The following is a 19931-nucleotide window of genomic DNA, read 5'->3' as shown; positions in this document are numbered from 1 at the left end:
GCACCCGAAGCCGGCCGTCCGCGAGTCATGGCTGGCCGGGTTTGAGCACCACGAACAACGCCTCACCGTCGGTCAGCACGGTGTCACCGTCGCAGAGCCGGGTCTCGACGAAGATCTTGCGGCCCTCCGTTCTGCTGACCCAGGCCTCGACCTGCAGCTCCTTGTCGATCGGGACGATCTGGCGATAGTTGAGATGCAGGTAGGCCGTGCGCTGATAGGGGCCGCCGGTGAGCACCCACGAGGCCGTTCCCAGTACCGAGTCGAACAGCAGCCCGATCGCCCCGCCGTGCGCCGCCCCGTTACGTCCCAGATGAAACCGCCGAAACCGGGCCCAGCCGCGCAGCCGTCCGTCTTCACACTTCTTGAGCTTCATCGGAATCGGCAGCAGGTTGCCGCGCATCGGCAGGTCCAGCCGGCGACCCGACGGTGAGGACCACTCGTCGGCGTCGAAGGGAGCCAGCATGTCGCAGACGTCTTGCAGGGCGTCTGCGGCGCGGGTGATCACCTCGGCTGGGGCGTCGACGGCGCGCGCATGGTCCTGCAACGCCCGCATGGTCTCCAGGAACCGGCCGTAGTCCGGCCCGCCCTTCTCGGTGGGTTCCGGCGGATTGAACCCGCCGCCGGCATGTGGGTGACTCACCCCCCTATTTAACGTTCAGGCGATTACCGGGCGAACGGCACGCCCGCGATGGCAAGGTGGGGCCGTGGATGTGACGACGCTGCGTGACTTGCCGCTCACCTACGCCGAGGTGGGTGCCACCGCAGGAACGCTGCCCGCCGGATATCACCATCTGGAGCTGAGCGCGCCGATCGGCACAGGCCGCGCGCGTTTCGAGCAGGCCGCCGACGCGGTCCTGCACTGGGGCATGCACCGTGGCGCCGGGGTCGGGGTGCGGGTGGACGCCGACAGCGACGTCGCCGAGGTCGACTCGGTGGCGTTGGTGCGGCTCGGTCTCCTGCGCGCGCCGTGCCGGGTGGTTTATGTCATCAATGAACCGGATCGACGTGGGTTCGCCTATGGCACGCTGGCCGGACATCCCGAGTCAGGCGAGGAGCTGTTCTCGGTGCGCTACGACCCCGCCGACGAGACGGTGTACACCCACATCCGGGCGTTCTCGCGGCCCGCAACCTGGTGGACGAAGCTCGGCGGCCCGTTCGGGCGCATGACGCAGCGGGTGATCGCCAAACGCTATCTTCGCGCGGTGTGAGTCACGCCCACCGTGCCAACAGCGCCTGCGCCCCGGCGCACAATTCCTCGATAAGCACTGCGGCGGGCCGGCTGTCGATCAGCATGCCCACACCTTGGCCCGCATCGACCGGGGCGGTGCGTTGATCGCCCGCGGCGATCGCGGCGGCCAATTCCGCACCGGCATGCCGATCCTCAGCCAGCGCGTCCTCGTGACCAGCCCAACGGCCGGTGAACGCGTTGCGCAACACCCGGGACGGGAATCTCGCCGGCCAGTCCAGTCGCTGGCCGATGTCGAACACCCGGGTGGTGATCGTGTCTGTGCCGGCCGCCTTGAGCAGAGCTTGGCGCGCGCGCTCGCCGGTCAACGCCTCCGGGCACGTCGACAGGCAGGTTCCCAGCCACGCTCCGGCGGCGCCGGCGGCCAGCACCGCCGCCAGGCTGCGTGGCGAGCCGATCCCACCGGCGGCCAGCACCGGCCCCGGCACCGCGTCCAGCACCACGTCGAGCAGTGGCAACGTGGCCAGCCGGGTCTCGCCGTGGCCGCCACCCTCGGCTCCGCGCGCCACGAGGAGATCCACCCCGGCGTCGTGTGCTCGTCGCGCGGTATCGGCGTCATAGACCTGGGTGACGGCGAGTATTCCGGCTGCATGGGCGCGATCGACCCAGGACAGGTCGGTGCCGAAGCTGACCGACAGCAGCGTCGGCCGGGCGGCCAGCGCCGTCTCTAACAGATCTGGCTGATCGCGAATCACCCAGTCCACCAAGCCGATCCCGAAGCGCGGTACGGTCCCGAGTGCAGTCAGCTCGGCGGCCAGCGATGCCGCCGTGGCGGTGCTACCCATCCCGACCATGCCCAGCCCGCCCGCAGCGGTGACGGCCGCGGCGAGCCGGCCACCGGCCACCCCTCCCATCGGGGCATTGAGGATGGGCACCCGCAGGCCTGCTCCGTGCGACCAGACGGTGCACAGCGCCACGGTCAGTGCGAGGCGCTCTTTGCGACGGTCAGCAGCACTGCCGAGTCTTCCAACGCCTCCAGGGCGTGGCGGGTGCGCGGCAGGGTGACGAGGTCGCCGGCCGCCCCCTCCCAGGCCTCATCACCGGCAGTGACCCGCACCCGGCCACGCAACACCTGCAGGGTCGACTCGCCCGGGCTGTCGTGTTCGGCCAGCGATTGGCCGGCCTGTAGCGCAACCAGCGTCTGGCGCAGGTGATGCGTCGAACCGCCGTAGACGGTGTGGGCCGCTCGCCCACTGTGGTGTTGGTTGGCCTCGGCCAGCTTCTCATCGGCCAGCGAGTTCAACGAGGTCGATTCCATGGGCAGTCCTTCGGCTCAGTGGGTGGATGGGGAGGCGCTCACCCGACGGGTTCTTCCGCATGCACGACGGTCCGGGGCGAGAACCCGTGCGGTACTGCGTCGAGATTCACCGGTTTCAGGTGCGCCACGCACAGGTCAGGCCTGGCAAACGGGTCGAGTCGCTCGACGGTCACCGGCGAGTCCCAGGCCTCCAACGCGCCCTGCATGAGTCCCAGGTGGATCGGGCAGACCACGTGCGTAGAGGTTTCGGCGAGCTCCAGAAAGGGACAATGCCGCAAACCCAGCTGGTCTTCGCCGCTGGAATCGGCGGCGAGGCGTTCGGATTCAAAACCCAACTCATCAAGCATTTCCCGCAGGTAGCCGGTGGAGTCCTCGGCGTCCACGGGCCCGGCCGCGTGCCCCAGGGGCCGCAGGCGTTGGCCCCACGCCCTGCCGGCAGCCAGTGCTTTGCCGCTGGGATCGGAGTCGGCGGCCAGTCCGATGGCAAGAATTTCGGCGAGCAGCCGGAACCTGTGGGTTCCGCCCCGGTCCATCTGCCGGACGGCACGGAACATCAGCGCCGGGCGACCCCGCCCTTTGTGATCGGGTTCGGTGTGCTCGACGCGGCCTTCCTCAACGAGGGTGTCCAGGTGAAAGCGCACCGTGTTGGGGTGCACACCCAACTCGTCCGCGATCTGCGCAATACTCAGCGGCTCGTCCGCGGCCTGTAGCAACCGAAGCACGTCGAGGCGACGTCCTCCAGAAGACACAGGCGTCTTGGCGATGTCGGTCACTCCCCCTGGGGAGGATAACCGGCCACCAGCGGGGTATCGATCCCCAGCGGACCGACCTTGGCGGCGCCGCCCGGAGAGCCGAGCGGTTCGTCACGACCCGGCAGAGCGTCAGCGAAGAAGGCCGCGTTGTCGGCCTGGTGGGGCTGAAGCTCATCCGGGAGGTCATCTTCGTAGTAGATGGCCTCGACTGGGCAGACCGGCTCGCAAGCTCCACAGTCCACACACTCATCCGGGTGGATATAGAGGGCTCGTCCGCCTTCGTAGATGCAGTCAACCGGGCACTCCTCCACGCAGGCCCGGTCCATCACGTCAACGCACGGCTTCCCGATCACATATGCCATGGGCAGAGAGTTTACACAAGAGATTTTGTAGAAACGAGAAAGGCAGACCTAATTCTCAATGGCCGAATCCCGCGACTCGCCGGACCACCGCCACGAGCCCTTCCACATGGCTAAATTGGTTGCACGCGTTGCCGATTCGCCGCCGCGAACCGTGGCTCACAGGACCGTCGTCACACCGTCGCGGGCGACGCCGGAATGCCGCGACGGTGGGCCGTCGAGTAGAAACTAATGATGACTGACGCGCCCCGCTATCGTGCCTCCTCCGACTTCCCCAGCCTGCGCTTCGAGCTCGGCGACAACGGCGTGCTCGAGCTGGTGCTCGACGCACCCGGGCTCAACGCGGTGGGCCCACAGATGCACCGCGATCTCGCGGATGTGTGGCCGGTGATCGACCGTGACGACGAGGTCCGGGCGGTCCTGGTGCGCGGCGAGGGCAAGGCCTTCTCCGCCGGCGGCAGCTTCGACCTGATCGAGAAGATCGTCGGCGATTACGCCGGGCGGATGCAGGTGCTGCGGGAGGCCCGCGATCTGGTGCTCAACATGGTGAACTTCTCCAAGCCGGTGATCTCGGCAATCAACGGACCCGCCGTCGGAGCGGGCCTGGTGGTGGCGCTGCTGTCGGATATCTCGGTTGCGGGGCGCACCGCACGGCTGATCGACGGCCATACCAAGCTCGGGGTGGCCGCCGGGGACCACGCGGCGATCTGCTGGCCGCTGCTGGTGGGCATGGCCAAGGCCAAGTACTACCTGCTGACCTGCGAGACCCTGCACGGCGAAGAGGCCGAACGGATCGGACTGGTCTCCACATGCGTCGACGATGACCAGGTACTGACCACCGCCCTGCGAATCGCCGACGACCTGGCGCACGGCTCCCAGGATGCGATCCGCTTCACCAAACACAGCCTCAACTACTGGTACCGCCAGTTCGCGCCGGCGTTCGAGACCGCGCTGGGATTGGAGTTCCTCGGGTTCTCCGGCCCCGACGTGCACGAGGGCCTGGCCGCCATCCGGGAGAAGCGCAAGCCGCAGTTCGGCTGAGTCGCCGCCCCGACCGTTCAGACCCGCTGCGCGGCCACCGCCTGCTCCTTAGCCCAGCGGTAGTCGGCCTTGCCCGACGGCGAGCGCTGCACCTGCGCGCAGAACACCACGTCCTTGGGCAACTTGTACCGCGCGATGTGGTTCGCAGCCTCGGCCACGATGTCGTCGGCTCCGGCCTCGGCGTCCGCAGACAGCTGAACCACTGCCACCACCTCGCTGCCCCACCGCTGGCTGGGCCGACCCACCACCACCACGTCGTAGACCGCGGGATGGCGCGAGACCGCGGCCTCGACCTCCTCGGCGAAGATCTTCTCGCCGCCGGAATTGATGGTCACCGAGTCGCGGCCCAGCAGATCGATGCCACCGTCGGCATCCCAGCGGGCCCGATCCCCGGGCACCGAATGACGGATGCCCTCGATGATCGGAAAGGTCCGTGCCGATTTCTCCGGATCCCCGAGGTAGCCCAGCGGCACCTGCCCCTGCTGCGCCAACCAGCCGATCTCGTCGTCACCGGGCGAGAGAATGCGGGTCATGTCCTCGCTGACCACGACGGCACCCGGGTTCGGGGTGAACCGGCCCGTGGAGGCCTGTGCGTGGCTGGTGGTCTGTCCCATCTGCGCGCCGGTCTCCGACGAACCGCCGGCGTCGAGGATCGACAGGTGCGGCAGTAGCTCGACGATCCGTTGTTTGATCGGCGCGGTGAATGGGGCACCGCCGCTGGCCAGCACGAACAGACCCGACAAGCCTTCGGCAAGGGCCGGGCCACCTGCCTCCAGTGCGTCGGCGAGCGGGCGAGCGAAGGCATCGCCGACGATCGACAGCGAGATCACCCGCTCCTTGGCCGCCAGGTCCCAGGTTCCGACCGGATCGAACCGATCGGTGGTTGCCGACATGACAAACGGACGCCCACCCAGCAACGTAATAAAGGCGGCCCACTGCGCGGCGCCGTGCATCAGCGGTGCCACCGTCATCGAGCCCGCCGGCCCGGCCTTCCGGGCGCGCTCGACGATCTCGTCCAAGGTTGACGGGATCGCCCCGGTGCCGAACTCACGGCCACCCATCGCATTGATGAAGATGTCGTGCTGGCGCCACAAAACGCCCTTGGGCATGCCGGTGGTGCCGCCGGTGTAGAGCACGTAGAGGTCGTCCGGGGACGGTGCGAGGTCCAACGGGTCAGCGGAGGTCTGCGCCAGTAATTCCTCGTAACGCACCGCACCGGGCAGCGGTTCGTTGCCGGAGTCGTCATCGACGTGGATCAGCGGCATCGCGGGCAACCGGTCACCGGCCTGCCGCAGCGCGTCGGCCAGCGTGGGGGCGAACTTGGCGTGGTACATGATCGCCTCGGTGGAGGCGTTGGTCAGCAGATAGACCAGTTCGTCCGCGACGTAGCGGTAGTTGACGTTGAACGGCGCGACGCGGGCGTGGTAGGCGCCGAGCATGCCCTCGAGATATTCGTTGCCGTTGGCCAGGTAGAGCGCAAGGTGACTCTGGCCGGATTCGTCGGGAGACAGTTCGCTGCGCTCGCGGCGTACGCCGAGGCCGCGCTCGTGCAATGCCCGCGCCAGCCGGCGCGCCCGGTCCTCGATCTGCTGATAGCTGAACCGCCGGTCGCCGAATACGACGCAGTCACGTTCCGGGATGGCCTCCGCCACCGCCGAGAACACTTGGGCGAGGTTGAATTCCACTGCGCTCCTCGATTCGATCACCGGCACCTGAGCATCCGCGGGGTAACGCTACAAGGTGGCGCCGTCCCCACTCGGTGACGGTGTCGTTGGCCGGAACACGCCGAAGTCAGGCATGCTTGGCCGCATGTCGGTGGATGTCCTGCTCTATGCGATCCCGCCCGTGCTGGTCTATCTGCTCGTCGGCGGTGTGATCGGGCTCGAGAGCCTGGGCATCCCGCTACCGGGCGAGCTGATGCTCGTGGGTGCCGCATTGATGTCGTCACGCCACGAGCTGTCGATCGACCCGGCCGGTGTTGCCGTGGCCGCGGTGGTGGGGGCGGTGATCGGTGACTCGATCGGTTACTCGATCGGGCGGCGCTTCGGTATGCCGCTCTTCGACCGCCTGGGCCGGCGGTTCCCCAACCACTTCGGTCCCGGGCACGTCGCGCTGGCCGAACGGTCCTTCCACCGCTGGGGGACCAGCGCCGTGTTCTTCGGCCGGTTCATCGCACTGCTGCGCATTCTGGCAGGTCCGTTGGCCGGGGCCTTGAAGATGAGATATCAGCATTTCCTCGCCGCAAATGTGCTCGGCGCGATCTGTTGGGCAGGTGGCACCACCGCACTGGTCTACTACGCAGGGGTCGCGGCCGAGCACTGGCTGTCCCGGTTCTCCTGGGTTGCTTTGCTGGTGGCGGTATTGGCCGGCGTCATCGGCACCCTCGCGCTGCGCGGCCGGGTGGGTGCCCAGATCGCGGAGCTGGAAGCTCAGCATCGGGCCGAACCGGACGCTGTCATCGACTAATCGACTCATCAGCGAATTGACGGCGAATGGGGCTTGTCCCCGCAGCGCCGCCGGAGCATGGTGGAAGGGACCGGCGGCGCCGCCGCGGCGTCGCCCCCGTCGAACCGGAGGCCGACATGTTCGCGCGCGCAACCTCGATTCACGCCCACCCTTCCTTTCTCGATGAGGGCATCACCCACGTCCGCGGTGTGGTGATGCCGGCGCTGGCCGACACCGAGGGCTGCGCGGGAATGTCCATGCTCGTCGACCGCGACGCGGGACGGTGCATCATCACCTCGTCATGGCTCGACGATGACACCCTGCGTGCCAGCGAGGGCAGCGCCCAGCAGCTGCGCGACCGCGCCACGGAGATCTTCCACGCCACCGCCGAAGTCAGCCGGTGGGAGATCGCCGCGGTGCGCCGCGATCACCGGGCGCGGCGCCATGCCGGCGTCCGGGTCACCTGGCTGCGCACCGATCCGGACTACCTGGAACGGCTCGTCGACACCTACAAGTTGGCGCTGATGCCCGAGATGGCGGACCTTGACGGGTTCTGCAGCACCACCTTGATGGTGGACCGGCCGTCGGGCCGGGCGGTGTCGTCGATCGGGTTCGACGACCGCGCGGCGATGGTCGCCAGCCGTGGCCACGAACAGGCGATCTGGGCCAAGGCCGTCAACGATGCCGCCGCGCAGGTACTCGAGGTCGCCGAATTCGACTTGGCGATAGCGCATCTGAACGCACCGGAGATGGCCTGAGTCCGCTCCTCCCCCGCTCCGATGATCAGCCTGCACCGCTCGGGCTGAAACTGCCGTGGAACCCCTGGGGCAGATGATGCTTCAACGTGGCGGTGGCCACCGGCCCAGAGCCGACATCACGGGCATCGAAGATCACCAAACGGGACGCGTGCTCAGCTGCCTGGTATTCGACCGTGAGAAGCCATCCGTCGTCCTCCGCGGTGGCATCGGGCCGCGGCGTGAAGACGGGCTCGCAGAAACTGTTCCCGGCCGCCTGAGCGGTGTAGGTGGTCTCATTCCGGTCGATCAGGTCAAGCTTGGTGATCGAGTCGTAGAACGAGCCCAGGCGACGGCGACTGCTGACGTAGGCGTAGCGATACGCCTCTCCCTGGTGGCCGCCGTGATGGCGGGGAAACTCACACGGCGTGTCACTCAACCGCTCACGGCTGACGCGTCCTGAGGCGGTGATCCGGTAACGGCAGAATTCCGAGGGCGCATCACGCAGGGTGCTGGTGTGGAACCGCGCGATGCGCTCGAGCAGTCGGCCATCGGCGTAGGTGATCGCATCCACGACCACATCACCGCGGTCGTCGAAGGCGTTGCTCAGGTGAAACTGCAAGACCGCGTCGCACTCCACCCGTCGAATGGGACCGCCGTCACGCGGAACCAGGATGAACACGCTGCCGCGCTCGGGCCGGTAGTGCATGGCGTCGCCGAGCGAGGAGACCCCCAGTGCGACGGGTACCGCGTCGGGAATGATCGGCGACACCAGAAAGACCAGGTACCGCTGCGTCAGCGCGAAATCGTGCACCATCGCGACATAGGGCAGCCGCGCCGAACGAAAGTGCTTGAGCCGTCCGCGTCTATCGGTACGGTAGGTGCGCAGATGCGGACGCGGAATGAACTCGACGCCGAAGTTGAACATCTCGCCGCTGCGAGGGCAGAAGCTGGGATGCGCTGAGTACGAACCCATCCACCGCAACCTCCCTCCGAACCGACGTACCCCACGGGTCTCGAGGGTGACCGGGTCGATCTCGTGCGGCGGGCCGCCCTCCCACAACCCGTAGAGATGCCCGGCGTGTTCAACAATGTTGGTATTGGCCAGGTTTGGCGGCATTCTTCCGAAATTCGCCGGCCAGCCACCGGCAGCGGCGGTACCCAGGTGTCGGGTTCCGGACTTGCCGCGATAGTGCCGGGTGCGGACATAGCGGTTGCGGTAGTGCACCCCGCCGCGCCCGATGGTGAACGCCGAGATCATGCCGTCACCGTCGAAGAGATGGTGCAGCGGTCGCCCAGTGTGGTCCTCCCACCTGCCCGGGCCGTTGCGATACAGCGTGCCGGTCAAACCAGGGGGAAGCGAACCCTCGATCTGCTCGACCCGGTAGTCGTATTCGACCGGTTGCGGCTCGCTGACCCCGAAGCTGCGCCAGTCGGCGTCGTCGAGTCCGGCAAGTCGCTCGCTCGCGCGATGACGTTCGTCGGGCGACAACGACTCCAGATACCGCTGTAGACCCGGGAACGCGGGGGCGGTGGACTTCGACTCCGAACTGTGGGTCACGGGCACTCCTCACGCGGGGCACGGGCGCCGGCCGAAAGACGAAGCGCGGTTGCCAGGCAGATTAGTCTGAACCGCCTATTGCCCGTTGCACTACTTCGCCATTGGCAAGGAAAACGCCCGTAAAGCGGACGCTGAACTCAGCGGTCATCCGCACCAACTCCCTCGCCATACCCTTCGCCGCTCAAGGCCGCGGACAGCATGACCCGAGAGCGGATACCGAGCTTGCGATACACACTCGACAGGGTGCTCTCGACGGTCTTTTCGGCGAGAAAGAGCTCGCCGGCAATCTCACGGTTAGTCAGCCCCTGCGACGCCAAAGCCGCCGTGCGCCCTTCGGCGCGAGTAAGCCGACGGCTAGCACTACCGAGTCGATCCAATTCCGATTGGGCCCGGTCCGCCCAGATCGGCGTACCCAGCTCCTGAAAAGCCTTCAGCGCGGCACCGAGAGCCGCTGTCGCACTCGCCCGTTGCCGCCGGCGTCGGTGCAGTTGCCCCAGCAGCAACTCCGCGCGGGCCTGCTCGAAGGGCATCCGAAGCCGTTGATGCTGCGTCAGCGCACGCCCCAGCGCCCGCTGCGCACCGGCCAGGTCACCGCGAGCCACAAGCACCATGGCACGCCCGCGCGCCCCGACAGCCATCATCCAGGGCCGGTCGCGCGCAGCTCCGTGTGTCTCGAGCGCATGGACCAGCGTTTCGGCCTCGTCGATGCGCTCGACCGCGACCAGCGCTTCGATGGCGTCGGGTAGGTGTTCGCCTCCTTCGATCTCCAGTTCGTGGGGCGGGTCGAATTGGTCCAGCAGGGGCCGCAGAACGGTAAGCGCGGAGGCGTAATCGCCAAGGGAAACTTCGACGAAGGCCAAGACTCTGGTCGGTTCCTTGACCTGACGAGCCGCGCCGGCGACCACAGCCGCTTCGATCGCCGCGTGGGCGTCAGCGCGAGCCTCCGCGGTACGCCCTTGGAATGCAGCAACGGCAGCCCGCTTGGTCCACGCCGTCGCACAGGACAAACGCCCGCCGAATTGCTCGGCACGCAACACGGCCGCATGCGCGGCGCGGCCGGCCTCGTCGTACCGGCCCGCCCAAATCGCCACGGCAGCAATGCGATTGTCAACCCAGACGAGATCGACTTCGCTGCCGTCGGCCGTCATGCCGTCGCGAACCGCACGAATCTGAGCATTGGCGGTCTCGAGGTCACCCACGTATGCCGAGATCACAGCTTCCACTGCTCGTGCACGCAGAAAGGTGGTGGCACCGCTGTGGGGATCCTCGAGTTGCACGGCCAGCCGCAACGCACCGCCGTCGACACCGTGTCCCCAGATGAACGTGGCGGTCACCCAGATCGCCAGTGCCTGACTGAGCAGCCCAGGCGCATCAAGCTCCTCGGCCAGCGAGATGGCACCCTGCGCATGTTCGATCGTCGCGCTCATCTGGTCGGCGATGGCAAGTGCCAAGGCCAACCGAAGCAGGCACACCAGCCTGAGCATGGGGACGTCGACAGCGTCGGCCGCTGCCCCCGATAGCGCTTCGATGGCCCCCGGTAGGTCGTCGTCATACGCCTGTACCGCGCCCAAGTGAGCCAGCGCCAAGGCGCGCAACAAAGCGGGTGGCCGTCCGTCGAGCACTGCTTGCAGATGCCTGCGCGCCGGCAGTATCGATCCCGACCGAAAATGCATTTCTGCACAACGGATTCGCCGCTGCGGGCTGTCGCCGCCGCGGTCGAGCACAGCATCGATCAACTCGGCTGCGGCGGCCTTCGCGCCACTCGCGGCCAGGGTCTCGGCAGCCGCGTCAATCTCGGCCAGGTCAGCCGCGCCAACGGTCGTCGCCGACAGCACGAGATGTCGCGCTCGGAGCCCGGGATCGGTGACCACGGCGGCCAGTGATCGGTGCACGGCGCGACGGCGGGCCGGAGCTGCGTTGGCAGCAACTCCACTGGCATACAACGGATGAGTGAATCGGATGTGGTGGCCGTCGAGGGCGATCATGCCCAGTTTCTCGCATACCTCGACGGCTGCGATGACCCGCGCAGCCGACAACCGCGTGACCGCGGCCAACTCTTCCGCAGTGGGCGAATCCAGTTGGGCACGGGCCAGTTCGAGCGCAAACATCGGATTGCCGCCCGACAAGCGGTGAACACGGAGCAGTGACGGACGCGCCAGCCCGCGGCCCCAACGGTGTGCGATCAGGTTGTGGGTGCCTTCCAGATCCCATGGCCCCACACGGAGACGTGCGATGGCCGAGGGATCCCGAAGGGTCAGCCAACGTGCGGCGTCAGCGCCATGAGGTTCGCCGAGCCTGACCGTGACCAGCAAGCCACCGCCCCCGACAGGCGTCTGGCGGTGGACCCGATCACCGCGCGACTGGAAGGCTCCAGCCACTGTGCGTCGTCGAGGGCCAGCAATACAGGCGATGTCGCACTCAGGTTCTCGATGGCCGCGCAGAATGCGGCAGCGATCGTCCGTTCGTCGATGTCGGGCGCACCCGCGGTCAGCGCGTCTTGCGCCCGGTCCAGCGCGCGACGCTGCTGGCTGGTCAGCTTCGCCAGAACCGCTTGGTCGATACCGCCAATCGAGTCGGCGACGGCTGCGTAGGCGTATTCGACCTCGGCCACCGATCCGTGCGCTGAGAGAACCGAAAACCCTTGATTCCTTGCGACCTCTAAGGCATGCAGAACCAAGGTGGTCTTGCCGATACCGGCTTCGCCTTCGACCATCAACGCCGCGGGACCCGGCCGGGCACGCGCCAGCAGATCCGCCACCGCCCGCATCTCCGGGCGAGGCACCGTCGTCGACACAGCCTCATCCTCGCACCGCAGCGGACTCCCACGAACCCCTTGCAGACAAGAAAAGCCACCCGAGTACGGGTGGCTTTTTTGTGGTCCCGGCTGGGATCGAACCAGCGACCTTCCGCGTGTGAGGCGGACGCTCTCCCCCTGAGCTACGAGACCGGGCGAACGAGGAGGAACAGTAGCACGCCCTCCGCGCTAAGCATCAATGCGCAGGCCGCTTTTCAGGCGAATCGCCGCGCTGACATGCAGAGTTGTGCTGTCTCACATGTCTCCGCTAATGTTCTGCAGGCACCGGGCGACGATCTCGCCCGAGGCACGCGGATGTAGCGCAGTTGGTAGCGCATCACCTTGCCAAGGTGAGGGTCGCGGGTTCGAATCCCGTCATCCGCTCGAGGGTGTCAAGTGGCATCAACCCCTTGCGGTGGAGTGGCCGAGTGGTGAGGCAACGGCCTGCAAAGCCGTGCACACGGGTTCGATTCCCGTCTCCACCTCCGTCCCAAGGCTCTAAGCGCGGTTAGCTCAGCGGGAGAGCGCTTCCCTGACACGGAAGAGGTCGCTGGTTCAATCCCAGTACCGCGCACCAGGCTCAACAGCGAAAACCCCTGCCGCCACGGTGTGACGACAGGGGTTTTTCCGTTCTGCGGCTAGCCCTTCTGGTTGGCCTTGAGCACCAGACCGACCAGCGCGGTGACGACGGTACCCAGCACTCCCCCGCCGACCAGACTGCCGGCCGCGTTCGCGAGGTCGAATCCACCAGCACTGCCGCTGGCGAGGATGCTGTTCAGGAGTCCGCCGCCAGCGAGGCCACCGAGCCCGCCGCTGATCAGACTTCCCAGCCCTCCCGGACTGGGAATCTTTGCCGAAGCATCGGCCGCCTTGCCCCCAAGTGCGCCCCCAAGAGCCCCTGCGATCAGCGATTCGAGCATGGTTTGCTCCTATTCCGACGGTGCGCCGCATTATTAGCTACGCCTGTAGCTCAGTTATAACGAAGATCACATTTGGCGACGCGGCGAATTCCCAGATCACTCGAACCACCGTGCGTCAACTAGGGGTTGACGCACGGTGAATCGTCAACCTAGAGTTGACGGTTATGGCCGATGCAACGCCCATACACCCAACCGTCCGCCTCGACGACCTGATCAATGCCATCACCGGCGTGCACGACAACCCCCTGGAGCGCCTGACAGACGCCGTGCTGGCCGCCGAACATCTCGGAGAGGTCGCCGACCACCTGATCGGCCATTTCGTCGACCAGGCTCGGCGCTCAGGCGCGTCCTGGACCGATATCGGCAAGTGCATGGGTGTCACCAAGCAGGCAGCCCAGAAGCGGTTCGTGCCGCGGCCCGAGACCGCCGCTCTCGATCCCTCCCAGGGTTTCGCGCGCTTCACCCCGCGAGCACGTAACGCGGTCGTGGCGGCTCAGAACGCCGCCCATCGTGCCCACCACACCGAGATCACCCCCGAGCATCTGATCCTGGGGCTCCTCAACGATCAGGACGCGCTGGCCACCGCACTGCTCAACGCGCAGCAGATCGACACGACGGATCTCGCAGCCGCCGTCACCGCGCCGGCGGGCGGCGCCGAATCACCGGCGCTGATCCCGTTCAGCGGCCCAGCACGCAAGGCTCTGGAGTTGACCTTTCGCACCGCGCTTCGCCTCGGCCACAACTACATCGGCACCGAGCACCTTCTGCTGGCGCTCCTGGAGGCAGAGGACGGCGACGGCCCGCTGCATCGCGCCGGCGTCGACCGGGACCGGGCAGAGGCCGACCTGAGCCACGCCTTGGCGGCGCTCACCGCAGACCGAGCTGCCCCCGACGCTGAAACCCCGCGCTGAGCGCGATTCCCGCCGCTCGGCGAACCCACCGACCCAAGGCTGCTGCACCCGCGATCCCGATGTGCCATCATGCCCAGAGGCAAACGAAGAGGACACGATGCAACGCTGGATTCTGGCCCTGGTCACCTCAGTCATCACCGCGCTGGCCGCGTTGATGACGCCGGCCGCGGGGTACGCCACGCCGACCACCACCCCGGAGGCTCCGATCGGGCGTCTGGGCGACACCCTGCGCATCTCCTACCACGACGAGGCATTCGGCCCCATCGTCGCCGACGTCACCGTGCATGACGTAGTGCCCAGCGAGATCCCGCCGGGCTGGGGTGCCAACGGTTCGCCGCGCTGGCGCAACCAGGGCGGGCCGTGGCGCGCCAACGTCACCGTTCACCCGATCTCGGTGCCCAACCCCTACATCATGGCTGCCTCGGTGACCTTCGACGGCATCACTCCCGGCGGCGACGCCTACGTGTCCAAGCACACCGATGACCCGACCACGCTGGACGCGGTGCTGACCAACGCGCCCGCGGGCTCCACCGTGGACGGCGGGGTCTACTGGGATGTCTACCGCGGCTTGGTCACCCACGTGGTGATGCTGTCGCGCAACACCGGCCTGCGCCTGGCGCAGTGGAATCTGTGAGTCAGTCGGCGGTCCAGCTTCGGCTCTCCTTCGTCGAGCCTCGCTAACCCCCGCTGCTCAACGCCAACAGTCGTGACGTGGCCCGCAGATACTTCTTGCGGTAGCCGCCGGCCAGCATCTCCGCGCTGAAAATGCCGTCCAGCTTGGTCCCGGATGCCACCACCGGGATACCCGCGTCGTACAGCCGGTCGGTGAGCGCCACAAGCCGCAGCGCCACGTTCTGATCCTCTATGGGGTGCGCCCCGGTGAGAAACACCGCGCTGACGCCCTCGATCAGGGTCAGATACCGCGACGGGTGCATGGTGGCCAGATGCGCGCAGAGCCCATCGAAGTCGTCCAGCGTGGCACCGGGCTGAGCCGCCGCGCGCTCAGCGATCTGCTGAGCCGACGGCGGCTCGGGTGCCGGCGGGAGATCCCGATGCCGATAGTCGGGTCCGTCGACCCGTACCGGAGTGAAGATGCTTGCCAGGGCACTGATCTCGCGCAAGAAATCCTGGACCGCAAAACGCCCCTCGCCAAGCTGGTCGGGCAGAGTGTTCGAGGTCGCGGCAATCGACACGCCACGCGCCACCAGTTCGGACAGCAGCCGCGACACCAACGTGGTGTTCCCGGGATCATCGAGCTCGAACTCATCGATACAGACCACGGTGTAGCCACCGAGCAACTCGATGCACTCGGTGAAGCCGAAGACCCCAGCCAGCTGAGTCAGCTCCATGAACGTCGCAAACGCCGTCTGGTGCGGCTGCGCCCCAGGAGCATCGGTGATCTCGCGATAGACCGAGGCCAACAGGTGAGTCTTGCCGACACCGAAACCACCGTCGAGGTAGATGCCCACACCCGGAAGGACCTCGCGGCGCCCCAACAGCCTGCGCCGCCCGGCACGCCGAGCCAGAGCCTGCGTGCAGAACGTGGTGCACGCGGCGACCGCGGCCGCCTGACTCGGTTGCGCCGGATCCGGCCGGTAGCTGCCGAAGCGGGCGCCGGCGAACGTCGGCGGGGGCTTGAGCTGCGCTATCAACCGTTCCGGGGAGACCGCCGGATGCCGGTCCACCAGGTGGGGAATCGACTCGGAGGCGGGATTAGACACGCACGAACTGTAGCCACATGATGCAATCGAGGTCATGTCCGACCTCAGCGCAGACCCCGGATTCACCCTGCTGGGCTCGACGTCCCCCGTCGATGACGTCGAGCTGGGCCGGCTTTACGCCTACCCCGAGGCGGCCGAAGCACGAGTGTGGCTGCGGGCCAATTTCATCGGCAGCATCGACGGCGGCGCGACTGTCGCCGGTACCTCCGGCGGGCTGGCCGGCCCCGGCGATCGGACCCTGTTCATGCTGCTGCGTGCACTGGCCGACGTCGTCGTGGTCGGCGCCGGAACAGTCCGGGTCGAGAACTACGGCGGCGCACGACTGAGCGTGGCGCAACGCCAGGGCCGCCGCGACCGTGGACAGTCCGAGGTGCCGCGATTGGCCATCGTGACGCAGTCCGGCCGATTGGACCGGGACATGCGCGTCTTCACCGACACCGAGACGACGCCGCTGGTGCTGACCTGCGCTGCGGCCGCCGAGGACACCCGCCGGCGACTGACCGGGCGGGCGGACGTGGTGGATTGCTCCGCAGATGACCCCGGTCGCGTCGATGCGGCGGTGCTGCTGAACGCCTTGGCCCATCGGGGCCACTACCGGGTGCTCACCGAAGGCGGGCCCACCCTGATGGGGTCCTTCATCGAACGCGAACTGCTTGACGAACTGTGCCTGACGATGGCGCCTTTCCTGGTCGGTGGGCTCGCCCGCCGCATCGCCACGGGTACGGGCGAGCTCAGGACCCCGCTGCGCTGCGCGCATCTGCTCGCCGACGAATCCGGCTACCTCTACGGCCGCTACGTCGCGGCCGGGCGCCTATAAGGTGACAGGCATGACCAGCTCTTCGAGGCTCGCCCGGATCGCGGCGGTGACGGCAGCGGCCGCCGTACTGACCGGGTCCGTGCCCCTGCTGGCCGGTTGCGCACCGGGGCTGGCCGCCAATCCGCGTTTCGCGACCAATTCCGGGGCCGGGGCCCAGGGGCAACCCGAATCCACCCCGGATCAGGCCGGTCCACCCCCGGTCGAGGTGCCCAAGAACGACCTGCCCTGGCACGAGTGCACGGCTCGGGTATTCGGAGACGCCGCCTTGCCGGCCACGCCCGGTGTTCGGCTGGACTGCGCGAGCTACGACGCCGACATCGACCCACTGGGCGGTGGCTCCAGCCCGATCAGCATCGGGGTGGTGCGGGCCCGATCGGTGCAGACCCCAGCAGATGCGGGCCCGGTGGTGTTCACCACCGGCTGGGACCTGCCGTCGTCACTGCAGCTGCCGATCTGGCTGTCGCGTGCCGGAGCGGACGTTCTCGCCAGCCACCCGATCGTCGCGGTGGACCGGCGGGGCCTCGGGATGTCCAGCCCGGTGGACTGCCGTGACCGCAGCCAGCGCGACACCATGTGGAACCAGGCGCAGTTCTCCCCCGGCGACGACCCGGTGGCCAGCCTGGCCACCGTCACGATGGAGGCCACCACCGACTGCACCGACTCCATCTCGCCCGGAGAATCCTCCTACGACAACACCCACGCCGCCACCGACCTCGAACGGCTGCGCAGCATCTGGGACATTCCGGCCCTGTCGCTGATCGGTATCGGCAACGGTGCACAGGTCGCGCTGGCGTACGCCGCGTCGCATCCGGGCAAGGTGGCCCGGCTGGCACTGGACTCCCCCATCCCCCTGGGCGCGGCCGCAGAATCCGCCGCCGAGGAGCGGGTTAAAGGCCAAGAGGCTGCGTTCGAAGCGTTCGCCGCCCAGTGCCTCGCGGTCAGCTGTGCACTTGGCCCCGACCCGAAGGCCGCCGTCGACGCGCTGCTGGGCGCGGCGCGCGCTGGGCATGGCCCCGGCGGCGCGTCGGTCGCCGCGGTCACCAACGCGATCGTCACTGCCCTGGGTTATCCCACCGGCGACCGCGTGAACACCACCAACGAATTGGCCAAGGCGCTGGCCTCGGCCAATTCCGGCGATACCAACCTGCTCAACAATCTGATCAACCGGGCCCAGGGCACGTCCGGAAGCGACGGCCGCTTCATCAATTACTGCGCCGATGCCCTCAACCGCGCCACCCCGGACCGAATCCGGGAACTGGTGGTCGCCTGGGGCAAGGAGTACCCGCAGTTCGGCGCCGTCGGAGCCCTCGACATGACGCAGTGTCTGAGCTGGCCCAGCAGCAGCACCCCCGAACCGCCGAAGGAACTCAAGATCGACGTCCTGCTGCTGGGGGTGCAAAACGATCCGATCGTCGGCGAGGAGGGCGTGGCCGCCACCGCGGCAGCCGTCATCAACGCGGGGGCGACCAGCAAGCGCGTGATGTGGCAGGGCATCGGCCACGGCGCTGCGGTGTACTCGTCGTGCACCCTGCCGCCGCTGATCGGCTACCTCGACAGCGGCAAACTGCCCGAGACCGACGTCTACTGCCCCGCCTGACACAGCCTGATCCGGACCACCGATCCCGGTCCGGGGTACGGTTCGCTGGTGACGGCAGCCGACTCCTTGATGCACCGGGCGAGCACCGCCCTGCTGGCCGCGTTCCGGCCACCCACGTCCCCGCCCAGCACCGCGACGGTCCTGCGTTCGGTGCTGTGGCCGGTGGCCATCATGTCGTTGATCCACCGCGCCATCGTGTTGCCGCTGAACGGCAACATCACCGATGACTTCAAGCCGGTGTACCGGGCGGTGCTGAACTTCCGTCAGGGCCTGGACATCTACAACGAGCACTTCGACTACGTCGACCCCCACTATCTGTATTCCCCCGGCGGCACCCTGCTGATGTCGCCGTTCGGGTATCTGCCCGAGACCCTGTCGCGGTACACGTTCATCGCCACCAACACGATCGCGATCGTGCTCGCCGCCTATCTGCTGCTGAGGATGTTCGGATTCGGACTGAGCTCGGTTGCGGCGCCCGCCCTGCTTGCAGCGATGTTCCTCACCGAAAGCGTGAGCAGCACACTGGTGTTCACCAACATCAACGGCGTGATCCTGCTGGCCGAAGTGTTGTTCCTACGCTGGGTGCTCGACGGCCGGGCCAGCCGCCAATGGTGGGCCGGTATCGCGATCGGCCTGACCGTGGTGGTCAAACCCGTCCTGATTCCGCTGCTGCTGCTGCCGCTGCTGAACCGGCAGTGGCGCCCGTTGGTGGGGGCGGTGGCCATGCCGGTGCTGTTCAACGTGGTCGCGTTCCCGCTGGCCAGCGACCCGACCAGCTACTTCACCCACACCGTTCCCTACATCATGGGAACGCGCGACTACTTCAACTCCTCGATCCTGGGCAACGGCGTGTTCTTCGGGCTGCCGTCGGGTCTCATCCTGTTCCTCCGGGTGCTGTTCACCGCACTGGCCGCCGTCAGCTTGTGGCTGCTCTACCGCTACTACCGCACCCGCGACGCGCGGTTCTGGCTGCTGACGTCCTCCGGTGTGCTGCTGACCGCGTCGTTTCTGGTCCTGTCGCTGGGCCAGGGCTACTACTCGATCGTGTTGTTCCCGTTCCTGATGACCGTGGTGCTGCCCAATTCGGTGCTGCGCAACTGGCCGGCGTGGCTGGGTGTCTACGGGTTCATGACCCTAGACAAGTGGCTGATCTTCCGCTGGATGAATGTCGGGCGGCCCCTGGACTACCTCAAGATCACCTACGGCTGGTCATTGCTGCTGATCGTGGTGTGCACGGTGTTGTGCTATCGCTACCTGGACGCCAAGGAGCAGGGCCGTCTGGACGAAGGCATCGATCCGGCGTGGCTGACGTCAGAACCGCCGAAAGCTACCGTGGAGGCATGACGTCTCCCAAGGTGTCCCTCACCGACGACCAGTGGCGCGCGAAGCTGACCCCGCAAGAGTTCGCGGTGCTGCGCCGCGCCGGTACCGAACCGCCCAATACCGGCGAATACACCGACACCACCACCGAGGGTGTCTACGAGTGCCGGGCGTGCGGCGCCGAATTGTTCCGCAGCACCGAGAAGTTCCACTCGCACTGCGGCTGGCCGTCGTTTTTCGACCCGGCCGACTCCGACGCGGTGATCCTGCGCACGGACAACTCACTGGGTATGGCTCGCACCGAGGTGCTGTGCGCGTCCTGCCACAGCCATCTCGGGCACGTGTTCACCGGCGAGGGCTACCCCACCCCAACCGACCAGCGCTACTGCATCAACTCGATTTGTCTGCGGCTGGTGCCGTCGACCTGACGACGCCGATCGTCTCGTCTGCCGGCG

At 67.4% G+C, this 19931-nt stretch carries 21 protein-coding genes and 4 tRNA genes; 13 read left to right on the top strand and 12 right to left on the bottom strand.

What is annotated here, in order from left to right:
- Positions 1-25 precede the first annotated feature (25 nt).
- Complete coding sequence (locus tag BST15_RS08510; protein WP_046187958.1) at positions 26-640, bottom strand: PaaI family thioesterase; 615 nt, start codon at positions 638-640, stop codon at positions 26-28.
- Between the two features lie 64 nt (positions 641-704).
- On the opposite strand from BST15_RS08510, the gene BST15_RS08505 reads away from it, so the two are divergent.
- On the top strand, positions 705-1208 hold the full coding sequence (locus tag BST15_RS08505; RefSeq protein WP_046187957.1) for a DUF1990 domain-containing protein: 504 nt from the start codon (positions 705-707) through the stop codon (positions 1206-1208).
- A 1-nt stretch (position 1209) separates the two neighbouring features.
- Here BST15_RS08505 and BST15_RS08500 read toward each other — a convergent pair whose 3' ends face one another.
- The 4 genes from BST15_RS08500 to fdxA all read right to left on the bottom strand — a co-directional run bounded on the left by BST15_RS08500 (position 1210) and on the right by fdxA (position 3618).
- A complete protein-coding gene (locus tag BST15_RS08500; protein WP_083070896.1) occupies positions 1210-2100 on the bottom strand; it encodes an NAD(P)H-dependent flavin oxidoreductase in 891 nt (296 codons plus the stop codon).
- A gap of 65 nt (positions 2101-2165) precedes the next feature.
- The gene (locus BST15_RS08495) at positions 2166-2504 is read right to left on the bottom strand and encodes a cupin domain-containing protein (protein ID WP_046187955.1); all 339 of its coding nucleotides are present in this window, start codon (positions 2502-2504) and stop codon (positions 2166-2168) included.
- A gap of 38 nt (positions 2505-2542) precedes the next feature.
- Positions 2543-3277 (bottom strand): helix-turn-helix transcriptional regulator, encoded by a 735-nt coding sequence (locus BST15_RS08490; RefSeq protein WP_046187954.1) that lies wholly within the window; start codon positions 3275-3277, stop codon positions 2543-2545.
- On the bottom strand, positions 3274-3618 hold the full coding sequence (gene fdxA, locus BST15_RS08485) for a ferredoxin (protein ID WP_046187953.1): 345 nt from the start codon (positions 3616-3618) through the stop codon (positions 3274-3276). The genes BST15_RS08490 and fdxA overlap by 4 nt, the downstream gene beginning before the upstream one ends.
- A 231-nt stretch (positions 3619-3849) precedes the next feature.
- Between fdxA and BST15_RS08480 the strand changes: the two genes are divergently transcribed.
- Positions 3850-4656, top strand: a complete 807-nt coding sequence (locus BST15_RS08480; RefSeq protein WP_046187987.1) for an enoyl-CoA hydratase/isomerase family protein — start codon at positions 3850-3852, stop codon at positions 4654-4656.
- A gap of 17 nt (positions 4657-4673) precedes the next feature.
- On the opposite strand, the gene BST15_RS08475 is transcribed toward BST15_RS08480, so the two are convergent.
- Positions 4674-6341: an acyl-CoA synthetase gene (locus tag BST15_RS08475; protein WP_046187952.1), complete on the bottom strand. Its 1668-nt coding sequence runs from the start codon at positions 6339-6341 to the stop codon at positions 4674-4676.
- Positions 6342-6465: 124 nt separating this feature from the next.
- On the opposite strand from BST15_RS08475, the gene BST15_RS08470 reads away from it, so the two are divergent.
- Positions 6466-7122, top strand: a complete 657-nt coding sequence (locus tag BST15_RS08470) for a DedA family protein (RefSeq protein ID WP_046187951.1) — start codon at positions 6466-6468, stop codon at positions 7120-7122.
- Positions 7123-7238: 116 nt separating this feature from the next.
- The gene (locus BST15_RS08465; RefSeq protein ID WP_046187950.1) at positions 7239-7859 is read left to right on the top strand and encodes a hypothetical protein; all 621 of its coding nucleotides are present in this window, start codon (positions 7239-7241) and stop codon (positions 7857-7859) included.
- Between the two features lie 25 nt (positions 7860-7884).
- Here the strand turns inward: BST15_RS08465 and BST15_RS08460 are convergent, their stop codons facing one another.
- The 4 genes from BST15_RS08460 to BST15_RS08445 form a co-directional block, all read right to left on the bottom strand.
- Complete coding sequence (locus tag BST15_RS08460; protein ID WP_046187949.1) at positions 7885-9396, bottom strand: carotenoid oxygenase family protein; 1512 nt, start codon at positions 9394-9396, stop codon at positions 7885-7887.
- 137 nt (positions 9397-9533) lie between these two features.
- Complete coding sequence (locus tag BST15_RS08455; RefSeq protein WP_052751353.1) at positions 9534-11615, bottom strand: helix-turn-helix transcriptional regulator; 2082 nt, start codon at positions 11613-11615, stop codon at positions 9534-9536.
- A gap of 35 nt (positions 11616-11650) precedes the next feature.
- On the bottom strand, positions 11651-12190 hold the full coding sequence (locus tag BST15_RS08450; RefSeq protein WP_131701168.1) for an ATP-binding protein: 540 nt from the start codon (positions 12188-12190) through the stop codon (positions 11651-11653).
- An 81-nt stretch (positions 12191-12271) separates the two neighbouring features.
- Positions 12272-12343, bottom strand: a tRNA-Val gene (locus BST15_RS08445).
- A 158-nt stretch (positions 12344-12501) separates the two neighbouring features.
- Here BST15_RS08445 and BST15_RS08440 point away from each other — a divergent pair.
- From BST15_RS08440 to BST15_RS08430, 3 genes are all read left to right on the top strand, one after another.
- Positions 12502-12574, top strand: a tRNA-Gly gene (locus BST15_RS08440).
- A gap of 30 nt (positions 12575-12604) precedes the next feature.
- Positions 12605-12675: transfer RNA gene (locus tag BST15_RS08435), tRNA-Cys, on the top strand.
- 17 nt (positions 12676-12692) lie between these two features.
- Positions 12693-12767: transfer RNA gene (locus BST15_RS08430), tRNA-Val, on the top strand.
- Between the two features lie 61 nt (positions 12768-12828).
- Here the strand turns inward: BST15_RS08430 and BST15_RS08425 are convergent.
- A complete protein-coding gene (locus BST15_RS08425; RefSeq protein WP_046187948.1) occupies positions 12829-13110 on the bottom strand; it encodes a hypothetical protein in 282 nt (93 codons plus the stop codon).
- A gap of 164 nt (positions 13111-13274) precedes the next feature.
- Between BST15_RS08425 and BST15_RS08420 the strand changes: the two genes are divergently transcribed.
- Positions 13275-14021, top strand: a complete 747-nt coding sequence (locus BST15_RS08420; protein WP_046187947.1) for a Clp protease N-terminal domain-containing protein — start codon at positions 13275-13277, stop codon at positions 14019-14021.
- Between the two features lie 97 nt (positions 14022-14118).
- Positions 14119-14655, top strand: a complete 537-nt coding sequence (locus BST15_RS08415) for a hypothetical protein (RefSeq protein ID WP_046187946.1) — start codon at positions 14119-14121, stop codon at positions 14653-14655.
- 43 nt (positions 14656-14698) lie between these two features.
- On the opposite strand, the gene zapE is transcribed toward BST15_RS08415, so the two are convergent.
- Positions 14699-15778: a cell division protein ZapE gene (gene zapE, locus BST15_RS08410; protein ID WP_046187945.1), complete on the bottom strand. Its 1080-nt coding sequence runs from the start codon at positions 15776-15778 to the stop codon at positions 14699-14701.
- Here zapE and BST15_RS08405 point away from each other — a divergent pair.
- The 4 genes from BST15_RS08405 to msrB all read left to right on the top strand — a co-directional run bounded on the left by BST15_RS08405 (position 15777) and on the right by msrB (position 19904).
- Positions 15777-16559, top strand: a complete 783-nt coding sequence (locus BST15_RS08405) for a pyrimidine reductase family protein (RefSeq protein ID WP_046187944.1) — start codon at positions 15777-15779, stop codon at positions 16557-16559. The genes zapE and BST15_RS08405 overlap by 2 nt on opposite strands.
- A gap of 10 nt (positions 16560-16569) precedes the next feature.
- On the top strand, positions 16570-18156 hold the full coding sequence (locus BST15_RS08400) for an alpha/beta hydrolase (protein ID WP_083070894.1): 1587 nt from the start codon (positions 16570-16572) through the stop codon (positions 18154-18156).
- Positions 18157-18225: 69 nt separating this feature from the next.
- Positions 18226-19500 (top strand): arabinofuranan 3-O-arabinosyltransferase, encoded by a 1275-nt coding sequence (gene aftC, locus BST15_RS08395; RefSeq protein ID WP_046187985.1) that lies wholly within the window; start codon positions 18226-18228, stop codon positions 19498-19500.
- Positions 19497-19904 carry a peptide-methionine (R)-S-oxide reductase MsrB gene (gene msrB, locus BST15_RS08390; protein ID WP_046187943.1) on the top strand — a complete coding sequence of 136 codons (408 nt, stop codon included), beginning with the start codon at positions 19497-19499 and terminating at the stop codon, positions 19902-19904. The genes aftC and msrB overlap by 4 nt, the downstream gene beginning before the upstream one ends.
- Positions 19905-19931 lie beyond the last annotated feature (27 nt).

The sequence above is a fragment of the Mycolicibacter arupensis genome (assembly GCF_002086515.1).
Classification (GTDB): domain Bacteria; phylum Actinomycetota; class Actinomycetes; order Mycobacteriales; family Mycobacteriaceae; genus Mycobacterium; species Mycobacterium arupense.
This window is presented reverse-complemented; position numbering and strand designations above follow the sequence as displayed.

Bases quoted from the DNA above. Each gene is read 5' to 3' on its own strand.
- BST15_RS08405 (WP_046187944.1), top strand. From the start codon at position 15,777: ATGTCCGACCTCAGCGCAGACCCCGGATTCACCCTGCTGGGCTCGACG.
- BST15_RS08400 (WP_083070894.1), top strand. From the start codon at position 16,570: ATGACCAGCTCTTCGAGGCTCGCCCGGATCGCGGCGGTGACGGCAGCG.
- BST15_RS08425 (WP_046187948.1), bottom strand. From the start codon at position 13,110: ATGCTCGAATCGCTGATCGCAGGGGCTCTTGGGGGCGCACTTGGGGGC.
- BST15_RS08495 (WP_046187955.1), bottom strand. From the start codon at position 2,504: ATGGAATCGACCTCGTTGAACTCGCTGGCCGATGAGAAGCTGGCCGAG.
- fdxA (WP_046187953.1), bottom strand. From the start codon at position 3,618: ATGGCATATGTGATCGGGAAGCCGTGCGTTGACGTGATGGACCGGGCC.
- BST15_RS08470 (WP_046187951.1), top strand. From the start codon at position 6,466: ATGTCGGTGGATGTCCTGCTCTATGCGATCCCGCCCGTGCTGGTCTAT.
- aftC (WP_046187985.1), top strand. From the start codon at position 18,226: ATGCACCGGGCGAGCACCGCCCTGCTGGCCGCGTTCCGGCCACCCACG.
- BST15_RS08480 (WP_046187987.1), top strand. From the start codon at position 3,850: ATGACTGACGCGCCCCGCTATCGTGCCTCCTCCGACTTCCCCAGCCTG.
- BST15_RS08465 (WP_046187950.1), top strand. From the start codon at position 7,239: ATGTTCGCGCGCGCAACCTCGATTCACGCCCACCCTTCCTTTCTCGAT.
- zapE (WP_046187945.1), bottom strand. From the start codon at position 15,778: ATGACCTCGATTGCATCATGTGGCTACAGTTCGTGCGTGTCTAATCCC.
- BST15_RS08420 (WP_046187947.1), top strand. From the start codon at position 13,275: ATGGCCGATGCAACGCCCATACACCCAACCGTCCGCCTCGACGACCTG.
- BST15_RS08415 (WP_046187946.1), top strand. From the start codon at position 14,119: ATGCAACGCTGGATTCTGGCCCTGGTCACCTCAGTCATCACCGCGCTG.
- msrB (WP_046187943.1), top strand. From the start codon at position 19,497: ATGACGTCTCCCAAGGTGTCCCTCACCGACGACCAGTGGCGCGCGAAG.
- BST15_RS08500 (WP_083070896.1), bottom strand. From the start codon at position 2,100: ATGGGAGGGGTGGCCGGTGGCCGGCTCGCCGCGGCCGTCACCGCTGCG.